Source organism: Streptomyces sichuanensis, assembly GCF_020328095.1.
Lineage (GTDB): Bacteria > Actinomycetota > Actinomycetes > Streptomycetales > Streptomycetaceae > Streptomyces > Streptomyces cinnamoneus.
The window spans coordinates 1-13354 of sequence record NZ_JAIXMK010000128.1; the positions used below are offsets into that span (position 1 = coordinate 1).

The following is a 13354-nucleotide window of genomic DNA, read 5'->3' on the forward strand; positions in this document are numbered from 1 at the left end:
GTGGCCCGAGCCGCAGGCCGCCGAGGCGCCGGAGCGGCCCGAGGCCACCTCCCTCCCGGCCCGGCGCCCGGCGTCCGCACCCGTGCCCGCCGACCGGGCGCCGTCCGGGCCGCAGCCGGTGGGCTGGGCCCAGCAGGTGCAGCAGCTCGCCCAGCAGCAGCCGCAGCCCGGCGCCGGCGAGGTGGTCGCGCCCTGGAAGCCGCCCAAGGAGGACCCGTTCCTGCTGGCCGCGCAGGCTCAGGGCCGTCCCGCGGGGCTGGGCCGGCGCCTGGCCGCCCGGCTCCTGGACACCGTCGTGCTCGGCGGCGCGGTGGGCGCCGTCGCCGCGCCGCTGTGGGGCAAGTCGGTCGAGCACATCGACGCGAAGGTGGAGGAGGCCCGGCAGTCCGGCGAGACCGTCACCGTTTGGCTGCTCGACGGCACCACGGGCACCTACCTGGCGATCGTGCTCGCCGTCCTGCTCGTCGGCGGCCTGCTCTACGAGGCGCTGCCGACCGCGAAGTGGGGACGCACGCTGGGCAAGAAGGTGTTCGGCCTGCGCGTGCTGGACATCGAGTCGCACGACACGACCTCCTTCGGCGCCGCATTGCGCAGGTGGCTGGTCTACGGCCTGCTGGGAGCGGCGGTCGTCGGTGTGCTGGGCGTGCTGTGGTGCCTGTTCGACCGGCCGTGGCGCCAGTGCTGGCACGACAAGGCGGCCCGTACGTTCGTCGCCGCGGCGAAGGGCTGACCCTCGCCGGACGGCACGACTCGAACGGCACACAGCCGGATGCGGAAGCCTGAAGGCTGGGTTCCACTGGGTCCATGAGCCACGACCAGCCGCGGGGCGGCGACGCCGACGACCCCTTCGCGAAGCGGCCCCCCGAGCCGGAGCCTCCCCAGCCCCCGCCCTACCCGGGCGCCGGGGCCGGCGGCCCGGCCGGGGGCGGTCCGCCGAGCGGGGGCCCGTACGGCGGGGCCGGGACCGGCGGTCCGCAGGACGGTGGCCCCTACGGTGGGACGGGTGCCGGGGGCCCGTACGGGGGCGGCCCGGAGAGCCCCTACGGCGGCCAGTACGGCGCGGCCGATCCCCTCGCGGGCATGCCGCCGCTGGCGAACCGCTTCCGGAGGCTGATCGCGCGCATCGTCGACGGGCTCATCGTGAGCGTCCCCGTGAGCGCGGTCTTCTGGGGGATCGCCTGGCGTTCCGACCCCTGGGACGACCAGAGCAGGTCGACCGGCCTGTCCATCATCGTCTCCCTCGTCTACTTCCTCTACGAGGGCCTGATGCTGACCACCCGTGGGCAGACGCTGGGCAAGATGCTGATGAAGATCAGGGTCGCGATGCTGGACAACGGCGCGATCCCCGAGGGCAGGCCGGGCTGGACGCGCGCGGCCGTCTACTCCCTGCCCCAGATCGTGCCGTGCTGCGGCTTCGTCTTCTGGCTCGTCAACGTGCTGTGGTGCACCTGGGACCAGCCCTACCACCAGTGCATCCACGACAAGGCGGCCAAGACCGTGGTGGTCTCAACCGTGGAGTGAGTGCTCCCCCGCGACCGCGCCCGCGGCGGCCCGGCCCGCGTGCGCGTGCGCGGGCGTGCGCGCTCCGGACGCCGGGGTGGTGGCGGCCGCGCGGACGCGGGGCTTCCGCATGCCCACGGCGGCGGCGACGGCCAGGCCGAGCGCGAGGGCGGTCAGGGCGATGACGGCGACGCCGGTGCCCGACCCGGCCTGCGACAGCAGGAGCATGGCGAGGGTCGAGAAGACGACGGTGGCCGATCCGTAGGCGATCTGTGCAGAAGTCGGACGCGGCATGGCGGTATCCGTCCTCAAGGCAAAGGGCGTCGGTATGGGGGAGTGCGGAGTCGGCTGGTACGTACCGTTGGTACATACCGCTATCGACTCTACGGTGCTCTTTGCCCGAGGGGAACTGGCGGTAAGCGTGACCTAACCCACGGTACTGGGAGCATCAGGGGCGCACGGGGGCGCCTCGGCGGCAGGAGCGAGGACCGGCGCGCCCGTTGTTGCCCGATATCCGCAAGTTAAAGGCCGGATAACGTACTTGCTCTGATCGCCGCAGTCAAGGTCTGTCTTTTCATGCGTCACTCCGGTCAAATACCTCCACAGTTGTTACTGGGGAGGACATTCACAAGTGAAGATCAGCCAACGGAGGGTCGCCCGATCCGCCGCGGTGGCCGCCGTGATCGCGGCCCTCGGCACGGGCACCTTGACGGCGGGGATCGCGCAGGCGGCGGGCGTGACCGGCTCGCCGACCGCCGACCCCACGAACGTCCAGCGCCAGGACCCGGCGCAGGTCAAGCGCGGCGCGGAGCACGACCTCAAGGGCCCGTTCAGCAAGAAGCAGGAGGCCCAGCGCAAGGCGGCGCTGGAGCAGGTGATCTCCGGTGACGCCAAGGCCGAGCAGCGCGGCGCGTCGAAGGTCGTCCAGCTCGGCAAGGGCAAGTACGTCGAGATGGCCCGCGAGAAGACCGACAAGATCTTTACGATCCTGGTCGACTTCGGCGACAAGGTCGACGACACCACCATGTACGACCCGGACGGCCCCGACGGCCCCAAGCCGCCCGTCAAGAAGTACGGCGGCGCGGCCGGCCCCGCGCACAACCGGATAGTCCAGCCGGACCGCGCGAAGGACAACAGCACGGCCTGGCAGAAGGATTACAACCGCCAGTACTTCCAGGACCTCTACTTCTCGCACGACGAGAACAAGGAGTCCCTCGCCAAGTACTACGAGAAGCAGTCCTCGGGCCGCTACTCCGTCGACGGCACCGTCACCGACTGGGTCAAGGTCCAGTGGAACGAGGCCCGTTACGGCTCCAACTACTGCGGCTCCACCAACTGCCCCAGCGCCTGGGACCTCGTGCGCGACGGCGTCAACCAGTGGGTCGCCGACCAGAAGACCGCCGGCCGCTCGGACGCGGACATCAAGGCCGAGCTGGCCAAGTACGACCAGTGGGACCGCAACGACTTCGACGGCGACGGCAACTTCAACGAGCCCGACGGGTACATCGACCACTTCCAGATCGTGCACGCCGGCGAGGACGAGTCCGCGGGCGGCGGCGCCCAGGGCAAGGACGCCATCTGGGCCCACCGTTGGTACGCCTACGGCTCCGACGCCGGGAAGACCGGCCCCGCCAACAACAAGGCGGGCGGCACGCAGATCGCCGACACCGGCATCTGGGTCGGCGACTACACCATGCAGCCCGAGAACGGCGGCCTCGGTGTCTTCGCCCACGAGTACGGCCACGACCTGGGCCTCCCCGACGAGTACGACACCACCGGAACCGGTGAGTCCTCCGTCGACTTCTGGTCCCTGATGTCCTCCGGCTCCTGGCTCGGCCGGGGCAAGGACACCATCGGCGACCTGCCCGGCGACATGAGCGCCTGGGACAAGCTGCAGCTCGGCTGGCTCAACTACGACAAGGCCAAGGCCGCGACCCGCTCGACCCACAAGCTGGGCGTCGCCGAGTACAACACCAAGGACAAGCAGGCGCTCGTCGTCGACCTCCCCGCCAAGAAGGTCACCACGGACGTCGTCAAGCCCGCCGAGGGCTCCAAGCAGTGGTGGAGCGGCGCGGGCGACGATCTGAAGAACACGCTCACGCGCTCCGTCGACCTGACGGGCAGGACCAAGGCGTCCCTGGACCTCTCGGGCTGGTGGGACATCGAGGAGAACTACGACTTCCTCTACACCGAGGTCTCCACGGACGGCGGCGCCAACTGGACGCCCCTCGACGGCACCGCCGACGGCAAGGCCATCACCCGTGACGGCGGCGACAAGCCCGCCCTGACCGGTGTCTCGGGCGCGTACAAGAAGCTGTCGTTCCCGCTCGACGCCCACGCGGGCAAGAAGATCGACCTGCGCTTCCGCTACGCCACCGACGGCGGCGCCGGCGGCAAGGGCTTCGCGGCCGACGCGCTGACCCTCACCGCCGACGGCAAGGCGCTCGTCACCGACGGCGCCGAGGGCGACGACAACGGCTGGACGGCCAAGGGCTTCTCGCGCATCGGTGCCTCCTTCACCAAGGAGTACCCGCAGTACTACATCGCCGAGAACCGCCAGTACGTCTCGTACGACAAGACCCTCAAGGTCGGCCCGTACAACTTCGGCTGGAAGACGGCCAAGCCGTCCTGGGTGGAGCACTTCCCCTACCAGAACGGCCTGCTCGTCTGGCTGTGGGACACCTCGCAGGCGGACAACAACGTCGGCGTCCACCCGGGCGCGGGCCGCATCCTGCCCGTCGACGCGCACCCCAAGGCCGAGAAGTGGTCGGACGGCTCGCTCATGCGCAACCGCTTCCAGGCGTACGACTCGACCTTCAGCTGGTACCCGACCGAGGGCTACACCGTCCACAAGGACGGCGTCGCCACCCGGGTCAAGCCCAAGCTGGGCGTCCCGGTCTTCGACGACCACAAGAACACCTACTACGACGAGGCCAACCCGACCGGCGGTGTGAAGCTCACCGACACCAACACCCGGATCCGGATCCTCACCGAGGCCCTCGGTGGCTCCACGATGACGATCCAGGTGGGCCCGTCCACCAAGTAACCCCCCAGTAGCCTGCATCACCGCAGGTCAGGCGTGCATCGGCCGTCGCCCTCTAGCGGGCGGCGGCCGATCGTGCCGAGAATGCCCACCATGATGGTCTTATGGACGCCCATACTCCCAGGGGAGCAGTGAGGCAGATGGCAGGTGGTGGGTTCGCCAAGCTCCCCGACGGCAGCGTCGTGGTCGCCCTGTCCCTGGCGGGCCCGCCGGGCGGTGCCGTGCGGCCCGGAGTGCGCGTGCGGGTGCTCGTGCACGCCGCCAACCGCCAGCGCGCCCTCACCCGGCTGCGCAACCTCGGTCTGCGCGCCGTCTACCTGCGCGGCAACACCGAGCCGCCCACGCCGGACGAGATCACGGCGGTGCTGCACCACCCCGACGGGGTCGTGTGGCGGTCCGTGCCGGACGACGACACCGAGTCCTGGCATCCGATCGGCCGCCTGCTGCGGGCCCCGGACGCCGCGCGGCCCTCTTCCTAGACGGCCCGGGACAGGTCTCCAGCGGCTCTCAGCCGCCCTGGACGACCGGCTTGCCGCTCAGCTCCACGCCGGCGTCCCGCAGCTCCTCCAGGGTCCGCTCGGTGGTCTCGCGGGCCACTCCCGCGGTGAGGTCGAGCAGGACGCGGGTGCCGAAGCCCGCCCGGCGGGCGTCCAGTGCGGTGGCCCGGACGCAGTGGTCGGTGGCGATGCCGACCACGTCCACGTCGGTCACCTCGCGCGCCCGCAGCCAGTCCGCGAGCTCCGTGCCGTTCTCGTCGGTGCCCTGGAACGCGCTGTAGCCGGCCGCGTAGGCGCCCTTGTCGAAGACGGCCTGGACGGCCCCGGAGGCGATGGCGGGGGAGAGGTTGGGGTGGAAGCCGCTGCCCTCCGTGCCCGCCACGCAGTGCCGCGGCCAGGAGTGCTCGTAGTCCGGGTGCTCCGAGAAGTGGTCGCCCGGGTCGATGTGCATGTCGCGCGAGGCGACGACGTGTGCGTACCCGGCGGGCGCCTCGCCCACCAGGTCGGTTATCGCGGCCGCGACGTCGGCGCCGCCGGCCACCGCGAGGCTGCCGCCCTCGCAGAAGTCGTTCTGCACGTCGACGATGATCAACGCACGGTTCATGGTGCAGATCCTTAGGTGAGGGGCTCTCGGCCGACGGTGCGGATCAACCCTGTGTGACCGAGGGTAGTGACTCCGGTGGGCTTAGGGGAGGGGCACTCGGGTGCCCTCAGAGGTATTCCGTGGGCAGGACGGGCTCGCCGCGCGAGAGCTGGGTCGCCGACATCGGCAGCCCCGCACGCGCCGCGACGTGCCTCTCGCGCGCCGCCGCCAGGGGCTCGCGGCCGACGACCTCGCCGCCCCGCACGAGCTCGACGAGCAGCTGCCGGTCCGCCAGCTCCGCGGGGACGTCGCCGGTGCCCACGACCTCGGCCTCGGCCACCCCGCACCCGTCCGGGCGGCGGGCGGCCCACTTGCGGCCGCCGTGGGAGCTCTTGCCGCCCATCGACTTCTTGGCCACCGGCCGCAGCGGCGCGTCGGGCCCGGTGCCGTCCGCGCGCGCCACCAGCTTGTAGACCATCGAGCACGTCGGGTGTCCGCTGCCGGTCACCAGCTGGGTGCCCACGCCGTAGGCGTCCACGGGCGCTGCGGCCAGCGAGGCGATGGCGTACTCGTCGAGGTCGCTGGTGACGACGATCCTGGTCTCCTTGGCGCCCAGGTCGTCCAGCTGGCGGCGCACCCGGTGGGCGAGCAGCAGCAGGTCGCCGGAGTCGATCCGGACGGCACCCAGGCCCGGCCCCGCCACCTCGACGGCCATCGCGACCGCCTCGGTGACGTCGAAGGTGTCCACCAGCAGCGTCGTGCCCCCGCCCAGCGAGTCCACCTGTGCCGTGAAGGCGTCGCGCTCGCTGTCGTGCAGCAGCGTGAAGGCATGCGCACTGGTGCCGACGGTCGGGATGTTGTAGCGGAAGCCGGCCGCGAGGTCGGAGGTGGAGCTGAAGCCGCCCACGAAGGCGGCGCGGGCGGCGGCGACGGCCGCCAGCTCGTGGGTGCGGCGGGCCCCCATCTCGATCAGCGGCCGCTCGCCGGCCGCCACCGCCATCCGGGAGGCCGCGGCGGCGACGGCGGAGTCGTGGTTGAGGATCGAGAGGATCACGGTCTCCAGCAGGACCGCCTCGGCGAAGGTGCCCTCGACGCGCAGGATGGGCGAGCCGGGGAAGTACACCTCGCCCTCGGGGTAGCCCCAGATGTCACCGCGGAAGCGGTAGTCGGCGAGCCAGGCCAGGGTCGGCTCGTCCACGATGCGCTGCTGGGCGAGGAAGTCCAGCACGCCGTCGTCGAAGCGGAAGTTCTCCACCGCGTCCAGGACCCGGCCGGTGCCCGCGACGACGCCGTAGCGGCGCCCCTCGGGCAGCCGGCGGGTGAAGACCTCGAAGACGGAGCGGCGGCCGGCGGTGCCGGACCGCAGCGCACCCTGCAGCATCGTGAGTTCGTACCGGTCGGTGAAGAGGGCCGTCGATGGAACGTCGACCGGGAGCCTCAGGTCCGCAGCGTTCATGGTCCAGATGCTACCCCCCTACTCGTCAGAGTGACGATTTCTGGGTGTGCGGAGTTGGGGCCCCCGTTTGTGCACCTGGAGTCGCCAAGTGGCAGCATGGATACGTGAGCGACGCACGCGAGGCCGCCGGGCCGCAGATGACCTCAACCCGCAGTTTCGCCTCGCGGGCGGAGAAGCGAGCGATGGAGCGGGCGTGAGTGTTGCACCGGTCGAGATCGAACGGCCCGAAACGGGCGAGTCGCCCTTCGCGGTGGCCGAACCCGACGTCCCATGGGTAACGCTGGTTCATAACGACCCCGTCAACCTCATGAGTTATGTGACGTATGTCTTCCAGGCGTACTTCGGCTACCCCAAGGACAAGGCGCACCGGCTGATGCTCGACGTCCACCACAAGGGCCGTGCCACGGTCTCCAGCGGCAGCCGCGAGGAGATGGAGCGCGACGTGCAGGCGATGCACGGCTACGGGCTCTGGGCGACGCTGTCGCAGGACCGTTGATGGCCGGGCACTTCGAGCCGCTTCCCGGCGGCGGGGCCGCCGTTGCCCTGGACGAGGTCGAGATCTCCATCCTGCGCAGCCTGGCCGTACAGCTCCTGGAGCTGATCGGGCCGGGCGAGGCGCAGGGTCCCGAGGCCGCCGACCCGCTGGCCCGGCTGTTCGCGGAGGGCCCCAGCGAGCCTCCTGCCGATCCCGCCCTGGCCCGGCTCTTCCCCGATGCCTACGGCACCCCCGGCGCCGAGCAGGACCGGCAGGAGCGTGCGCACGCCGCCGAATTCCGCCGCTACACCGAGAACGACCTGCGCGAGCGCAAGCGGGAGGACGCGCTCGGCATGGTCCGTTCGCTCGACGCCCTCTCCGCCGGCGACAGCGGTGCGGCCGGGGGCGACGCCGTGCTGCGACTGGCCCCCGACGGCTGTCGGCAGTGGCTCGGCGCGCTCAACGACCTCCGGCTGACCATCGGGGCCCGGCTGGAGATCACCGACGAGGACGACGGCGAGACGCTCTTCCGGCTGCCGGACGAGGACCCCCGCAAGCCGATGGTGATGGCCTACCTCTGGCTCGGCGGACTGCAGGAGACCCTCGTCGAAGCGCTGATGGCCTGACCTGCCGGAATATCTCATTCCGAGACCGTTTTGACCGTGTCCGCTCAGAGGGCACTCAGATCCGCATAACGATCACGTCACCGAAGCAGTGCCTATTGGTGGCCCCGGTCACTTGTGTCCGGATTTTTTTGTGCCGTGCGCCACAACCGCGTCGATGATCTCATCTTTACACGTGATACTTCTTGCCGACCTGCCTCTGCGACGCCACCCCTGTCGCAGCGGAAGCGCTAGCCGACCGACCGTCGGCGCTGAGCAGGACTCCATCCGGGGGGATCGGAACCCGATCCGGAGCAACCGGATCGGTATGGAGAAAGGCGCACCACCATGACCTCTGAGCAGGTCGCCGACCGCACTGCCGTGCGGGACGGAGAGGGAAGCGGCAAGGAAGCTTCCGAGGGTTACGAGCGGGGGCTCGGCAACCGACAGATTCAGATGATCGCCATTGGTGGCGCCATCGGCACCGGCCTGTTCCTGGGCGCGGGCAAGGCGATATCGAAGGCCGGACCCAGTCTGATCCTGGCCTACGCGATAGCCGGCCTGGTCATCTTCTTCATCATGCGAGCGCTCGGTGAGCTGCTCATGTACCGCCCGGTGTCGGGCTCCTTCTCGGACTACGCCCGAGAGTTCCTCGGCCCCTTCTGGGGTTATGTGACCGGATGGACGTACTGGCTCTTCTGGGTCGTCACCGGAATCGTCGAGGTGACCGCAGCGGCCTCCTATGTGCAGTACTGGAACCATTCCATTCCGCAATGGGTCTCCGCGCTGGTCTTCACCGTCATCCTGTACTTCGCCAACCTGATCTCCGTGAAGCTCTTCGGTGAGCTGGAGTTCTGGTTCTCGATGGTCAAGGTCACCGCCATCATCGGCATGATCCTCATCGGTGTCGGCGTGCTCACCATCGGCTTCTCCGACGCCGGTGACACCGCCACCGTGACCAACCTGTGGAACGACGGCGGCTTCTTCCCGCACGGCATCGGCAACACCCTGATGACCCTGCAGATCGTGATGTTCGCCTTCCTCGCCGTCGAGCTGGTCGGCGTCACCGCGGGCGAGGCCAAGGACCCGGAGAAGACGCTCCCCAAGGCGATCAACACCGTGCCGTGGCGCATCGCGGTCTTCTACATCGGCGCGCTGATCATCATCCTGGCCGTCGTCCCGTGGGGCGAGTTCATGCCGGGCGTCAGCCCCTTCGTGGCCGCCTTCCAGAAGATCGGCCTGCCGGCCGGCGCGGGCATCGTCAACTTCGTCGTCTTCACCGCGGCGCTGTCGTCCTGCAACTCCGGCATGTACTCCACCGGCCGCATGCTGCGCGACCTCTCGCTCAACGGCCAGGGACCGAAGTTCTTCGGCGAGCTGACCAAGAAGGGCCTGCCGCTGCGCGGCACCACCTTCTCCGCCGCGCTGATGCTCGTCGGTGTCTGGATCAACTACCAGTGGCCGGGCAAGGCGTTCGACTACGTCGTCTCCTTCGCGACCATCTCCGGCATGTGGGCGTGGATCGTGATCCTCGTCGCCCAGCTGCGCTACCGCCGCAAGGCCAACCGCGGCGAGCTCCCGCAGTCCGCGTTCCGCGCCCCCGGCGCACCGTGGACCAGCCTCTTCGCCCTCGCCTTCATCTTCATGGTCATCGTGATGATGGGCATCGACAAGGACGCGCGGGTCTCGCTGTACTGCGCCCCCGTCTGGGCCGCGATCATGTGGGTCTCGTACCTCGTGCTCAAGTCCCGCAACCCCGAGGCGTTCAAGCCCAAGGACTACTCGCTCACCAAGTAGTCCCCGCCACGGCACCAGGGCCCGCCCGTACCGCTCCCGGTACGGGCGGGCCCTGTGCTTATCCTGGCGCGCATGCTGACCATCACACGAGACCTCCACGACCGGATCGTCGCGCACGCCCGGGCCGACCACCCCGACGAGGCGTGCGGCGTGATCGCCGGCCCCGCCGGCAGCGGCCGCCCCGAGCGGTTCGTCCCGATGCTCAACGCGGCCCGCTCGCCCACGTTCTACGAGTTCGACTCCACCGACCTGCTCAAGCTCTACCGCGAGATGGACGACCGCGACGAGGAGCCGGTGGTCATCTACCACTCGCACACCGCCACCGAGGCGTACCCCTCCCGCACCGACGTCAGCTACGCGGGCGAGCCGGGCGCCCACTACGTCCTCGTCTCCACGGCCGACACCGACGGGGCGGGACCCTTCCAGTTCCGCTCCTTCCGGATCGTCGACGGCGAGATCACCGAGGAGGAGGTGGAGATCGTCGACGCCTACCCGGGGCGTACCGAAGCCTGAGACCCGGCGTTCCGCATGCCGGGACGAACGTACGGCTGGCGCACGGGGAATCGATACGATGCGCCCACGGTTGTCCCGGAAGAACGCCCCGGCGTACGCAGGCACCTCCCCGCACTCCGACAGGAGCACACCCATGGCCATCGAGGTCCGCATCCCGACCATCCTCCGCACCTACACCGACGGCCGGAAGGCCGTCGAGGGCAGCGGCGCCACGATCGACGAGCTCTTCAAGGACCTGGAGACCCGGCACGCCGGCATCCGCGAGCGCCTGGTCGACGAGTCCGCCGGCGGCGAGCTGCGCCGCTTCGTGAACGTCTACCTCAACGACGAGGACGTCCGCTTCCTCGGCGGCATCGCCACCGAGCTGGCCGACGGCGACAGCGTCACCATCCTCCCGGCGGTCGCCGGCGGCATGGCCTGACCGGGCCACCTCCCATGCGCTACGACAGCCCCCTGGCCGCGGTGGGCAACACCCCGCTCGTCCGCCTGCCGCGCCTGTCCCCCTCGCCGTCCGTGCGGATCTGGGCCAAGCTGGAGGACCGCAACCCCACCGGCTCGGTCAAGGACCGCCCCGCGCTGCACATGATCGAGCAGGCGGAGAAGGCCGGCCGGCTGACGCCGGGCTGCACGATCCTGGAGCCCACCTCCGGCAACACCGGCATCTCCCTCGCCATGGCCGCCAGGCTCAAGGGCTACCGCATGGTGTGCGTGATGCCGGAGAACACCAGCGAGGAGCGGCGGCAGCTGCTGGCCATGTGGGGCGCCGAGATCATCCCCTCGCCCGCCGCCGGTGGCTCGAACACGGCCGTGCGGGTCGCCAAGGAGCTGTCCGGGCAGCACCCGGACTGGGTGATGCTCTACCAGTACGGCAACCCCGACAACGCCGGCGCCCACTACGCCACGACCGGCCCCGAGATCCTCGCCGACCTCCCCGAGATCACCCACTTCGTGGCCGGCCTCGGCACCACCGGCACCCTCATGGGCGTCGGCCGCTACCTGCGCGAGCACAGGCCCGGTGTGCAGATCGTCGCCGCCGAGCCCCGCTACGACGACGTGGTCTACGGACTGCGCAACCTCGACGAGGGCTTCGTCCCCGAGCTCTACGACGCCGGCGTGCTCACCACCCGCTACTCCGTGGGCTCCGAGGACGCGGTGCGCCGCACGCGCGAACTCCTCGCCGAGGAGGGCATCTTCGCCGGGGTGTCCACGGGCGCCGTGCTGCACGCCGCGCTGGGCGTCGCCCGCAAGGCCGTACGGGCCGGGGAGATCGCCGACATCGCCTTCATCGTCGCCGACGGGGGCTGGAAGTACCTCTCCACCGGCGTCTACACCGCCGCCACCACCGACGAGGCGGTGGAGACGCTGCACGGCCAGCTCTGGGCATAGCGCGCCGCACCACCCGTCCACCACCTGTCCACCACTTGTCCGCGCCGGTCCGTAAAAAACAGAACTGTGCACGGGTGAACTGCTACTACCGATGTTGGCAGGCGGCTGACATCATCCCGTAGGAGACGCACATGAACTGTCCCGCATGTGGATCTTCGGACATGAGGCAACTCAACAATGGAAACTGGCAGTGCGGAAACTGTGGCTCAGTCACGGCTGGATAGAGCGGCATGGGATGCGCTCGCACCCGAGACGCGTGAGCGGCTGGCGGCCTTCATGTCGCCCGAGGTGTTCACGGTGACGGCCGGCAGCAAGGAGTCGGCCGAGCGCTTCCAGCGCTTCATGGACACCCTGGACCGTGCCGAGCGGCACCGGCCGCTGTAGGGCCGCCGCGGCGACCGCCCGGCCCCGCCCCTTCGGGCGCCTTCTCCGCACCGTTGCAGATTCCCGTTCGCAGGGCCCCGGCCCGCGCCCGTTCCCCGGGCGCGGCCGGGGCCCTCGTGCTGTGCGCGCCGGCCGGTCCGGGGGGTGGGGCCCCTGCGCCGGGTGGGGCGCGGACGCCGTGGCCGGGGCCAGGTCCGTCCTGGTGATTCCGCCCACACGCCCCCCTTCCGGAGGAGTCACCGCTGCGTTCTCGCCTTACTCTCGACTGCACCGCATGGCCCCCCGTCACCAGCCCACGGAGGTTCAGGCCCGCATGAAGCTCACCGTCGTCGGATGCTCGGGCTCGTTCCCGTCCACGGAATCGGCCTGTTCGAGCTATCTGGTGGAGGCCGACGGCTACCGGATCCTCCTCGACATGGGCAACGGCGCCCTGGGCGAGCTGCAGCGCCACATCGGCCTCTACGACCTCGACGCCGTGCTCCTGTCGCACCTGCACCCCGATCACTTCATCGACATGTGCGGCTACTTCGTCGCCCGCTACTACCGTCACGAGGGCGGCAGGGCCGGTGCCGTGCCCGTCTACGGGCCCGCGGGCACCGAGCAGCGGCTGCTGACGGCGTACGGCGACGTACCCGACGAGGCGTGCATGAGCGAGGTCTTCGACTTCCGCACGCTCTCGCCCGGCACCGTCACCCTCGGCCCCCTGACGGTCCGTACGGCCCGGGTGAGCCACCCGGTCGAGGCGTACGCCTTCCGCGTCGAGCACGACGGCAGGTCGCTGGTGTACTCGGGCGACACCGGCCCCTGCGAGGCCCTGGACGAGCTGGCGCGGGGCGCGGACCTGCTGCTGTGCGAGGCGTCGTTCACGCACGGCAAGGAGGACATCCCCGACCTCCACCTCAACGGCCTGGAGGCGGGCGCCGTCGCGGCGGGCGCCGCCGTCGGCCGTCTCGTCCTCACCCACATCCCCCCGTGGACGGACCCCCTGACCAACCTCCGTGACGCCCGCTCCGTCTACGACGGCCCGGCGGAACTGGCGCACGCGGGAGCGGTGTACGAGCTGTAGGGCGCATGCGAGAGGCCCCCGGGACCGTGTGGTTCCGGGGGCCTCGCGCGTC

General features: G+C 70.4%; 15 protein-coding genes. 12 read left to right on the forward strand and 3 right to left on the reverse strand.

The genetic code is table 11. The features are described 5' to 3' along the window. The coding region (locus tag LE181_RS26910) for an RDD family protein (protein ID WP_225664101.1) at positions 1-730 on the forward strand (730 nt) is incomplete at its 5' end. Between the two features lie 74 nt (positions 731-804). Further along, the gene (locus tag LE181_RS26915) at positions 805-1521 is read left to right on the forward strand and encodes an RDD family protein (protein WP_225664102.1); all 717 of its coding nucleotides are present in this window, start codon (positions 805-807) and stop codon (positions 1519-1521) included. On the opposite strand, the gene LE181_RS26920 is transcribed toward LE181_RS26915, so the two are convergent. Then, positions 1507-1794, reverse strand: coding sequence for a hypothetical protein (locus tag LE181_RS26920; protein WP_225664103.1), 288 nt, complete (start codon positions 1792-1794; stop codon positions 1507-1509). The genes LE181_RS26915 and LE181_RS26920 overlap by 15 nt on opposite strands. Before the next feature lie 337 nt (positions 1795-2131). On the opposite strand from LE181_RS26920, the gene LE181_RS26925 reads away from it, so the two are divergent. Together LE181_RS26925 and LE181_RS26930 are read left to right on the forward strand one after the other, a co-directional pair. Further along, the gene (locus tag LE181_RS26925; protein ID WP_225664104.1) at positions 2132-4546 is read left to right on the forward strand and encodes an immune inhibitor A domain-containing protein; all 2415 of its coding nucleotides are present in this window, start codon (positions 2132-2134) and stop codon (positions 4544-4546) included. Positions 4547-4683: 137 nt separating this feature from the next. Continuing rightward, positions 4684-5022, forward strand: a complete 339-nt coding sequence (locus tag LE181_RS26930; protein ID WP_225664105.1) for a hypothetical protein — start codon at positions 4684-4686, stop codon at positions 5020-5022. Between the two features lie 28 nt (positions 5023-5050). On the opposite strand, the gene LE181_RS26935 is transcribed toward LE181_RS26930, so the two are convergent. Further along, positions 5051-5644, reverse strand: coding sequence for an isochorismatase family protein (locus LE181_RS26935; protein ID WP_225664106.1), 594 nt, complete (start codon positions 5642-5644; stop codon positions 5051-5053). A gap of 106 nt (positions 5645-5750) precedes the next feature. Then, positions 5751-7079, reverse strand: coding sequence for a nicotinate phosphoribosyltransferase (locus tag LE181_RS26940; protein WP_225664107.1), 1329 nt, complete (start codon positions 7077-7079; stop codon positions 5751-5753). A gap of 193 nt (positions 7080-7272) precedes the next feature. Here LE181_RS26940 and clpS point away from each other — a divergent pair, with 193 nt between their 5' ends. The 8 genes from clpS to LE181_RS26980 all read left to right on the forward strand — a co-directional run bounded on the left by clpS (position 7273) and on the right by LE181_RS26980 (position 13302). Further along, positions 7273-7575 carry an ATP-dependent Clp protease adapter ClpS gene (gene clpS, locus LE181_RS26945; RefSeq protein ID WP_225664108.1) on the forward strand — a complete coding sequence of 101 codons (303 nt, stop codon included), beginning with the start codon at positions 7273-7275 and terminating at the stop codon, positions 7573-7575. Beyond that, the gene (locus tag LE181_RS26950) at positions 7575-8180 is read left to right on the forward strand and encodes a DUF2017 domain-containing protein (RefSeq protein ID WP_225664109.1); all 606 of its coding nucleotides are present in this window, start codon (positions 7575-7577) and stop codon (positions 8178-8180) included. The genes clpS and LE181_RS26950 overlap by 1 nt, the downstream gene beginning before the upstream one ends. A 324-nt stretch (positions 8181-8504) precedes the next feature. Further along, complete coding sequence (locus LE181_RS26955) at positions 8505-9953, forward strand: amino acid permease (protein WP_225664110.1); 1449 nt, start codon at positions 8505-8507, stop codon at positions 9951-9953. Between the two features lie 72 nt (positions 9954-10025). Beyond that, positions 10026-10466 (forward strand): M67 family metallopeptidase, encoded by a 441-nt coding sequence (locus tag LE181_RS26960; RefSeq protein WP_225664111.1) that lies wholly within the window; start codon positions 10026-10028, stop codon positions 10464-10466. A 133-nt stretch (positions 10467-10599) separates the two neighbouring features. Continuing rightward, the gene (locus LE181_RS26965) at positions 10600-10887 is read left to right on the forward strand and encodes a MoaD/ThiS family protein (protein WP_225664112.1); all 288 of its coding nucleotides are present in this window, start codon (positions 10600-10602) and stop codon (positions 10885-10887) included. 14 nt (positions 10888-10901) lie between these two features. Beyond that, the gene (locus tag LE181_RS26970; RefSeq protein ID WP_225664113.1) at positions 10902-11852 is read left to right on the forward strand and encodes a PLP-dependent cysteine synthase family protein; all 951 of its coding nucleotides are present in this window, start codon (positions 10902-10904) and stop codon (positions 11850-11852) included. Positions 11853-11983: 131 nt separating this feature from the next. After that, entirely contained in the window at positions 11984-12076 is a 93-nt protein-coding gene (locus LE181_RS32715) for an eL43 family ribosomal protein (protein WP_225664114.1), read from the forward strand. A gap of 473 nt (positions 12077-12549) precedes the next feature. Next, positions 12550-13302, forward strand: coding sequence for an MBL fold metallo-hydrolase (locus LE181_RS26980; protein ID WP_225664132.1), 753 nt, complete (start codon positions 12550-12552; stop codon positions 13300-13302). Positions 13303-13354: the final 52 nt, after the last annotated feature.

Coding starts and splice junctions, on each gene's coding strand:
- LE181_RS26915 (WP_225664102.1), top strand. CDS start 805: ATGAGCCACGACCAGCCGCGGGGCGGCGACGCCGACGACCCCTTCGCG.
- LE181_RS26920 (WP_225664103.1), bottom strand. CDS start 1,794: ATGCCGCGTCCGACTTCTGCACAGATCGCCTACGGATCGGCCACCGTC.
- LE181_RS26930 (WP_225664105.1), top strand. CDS start 4,684: ATGGCAGGTGGTGGGTTCGCCAAGCTCCCCGACGGCAGCGTCGTGGTC.
- LE181_RS26935 (WP_225664106.1), bottom strand. CDS start 5,644: ATGAACCGTGCGTTGATCATCGTCGACGTGCAGAACGACTTCTGCGAG.
- LE181_RS26940 (WP_225664107.1), bottom strand. CDS start 7,079: ATGAACGCTGCGGACCTGAGGCTCCCGGTCGACGTTCCATCGACGGCC.
- LE181_RS26950 (WP_225664109.1), top strand. CDS start 7,575: ATGGCCGGGCACTTCGAGCCGCTTCCCGGCGGCGGGGCCGCCGTTGCC.
- LE181_RS26955 (WP_225664110.1), top strand. CDS start 8,505: ATGACCTCTGAGCAGGTCGCCGACCGCACTGCCGTGCGGGACGGAGAG.
- LE181_RS26960 (WP_225664111.1), top strand. CDS start 10,026: ATGCTGACCATCACACGAGACCTCCACGACCGGATCGTCGCGCACGCC.
- LE181_RS26965 (WP_225664112.1), top strand. CDS start 10,600: ATGGCCATCGAGGTCCGCATCCCGACCATCCTCCGCACCTACACCGAC.
- LE181_RS26970 (WP_225664113.1), top strand. CDS start 10,902: ATGCGCTACGACAGCCCCCTGGCCGCGGTGGGCAACACCCCGCTCGTC.
- LE181_RS32715 (WP_225664114.1), top strand. CDS start 11,984: ATGAACTGTCCCGCATGTGGATCTTCGGACATGAGGCAACTCAACAAT.
- LE181_RS26980 (WP_225664132.1), top strand. CDS start 12,550: ATGAAGCTCACCGTCGTCGGATGCTCGGGCTCGTTCCCGTCCACGGAA.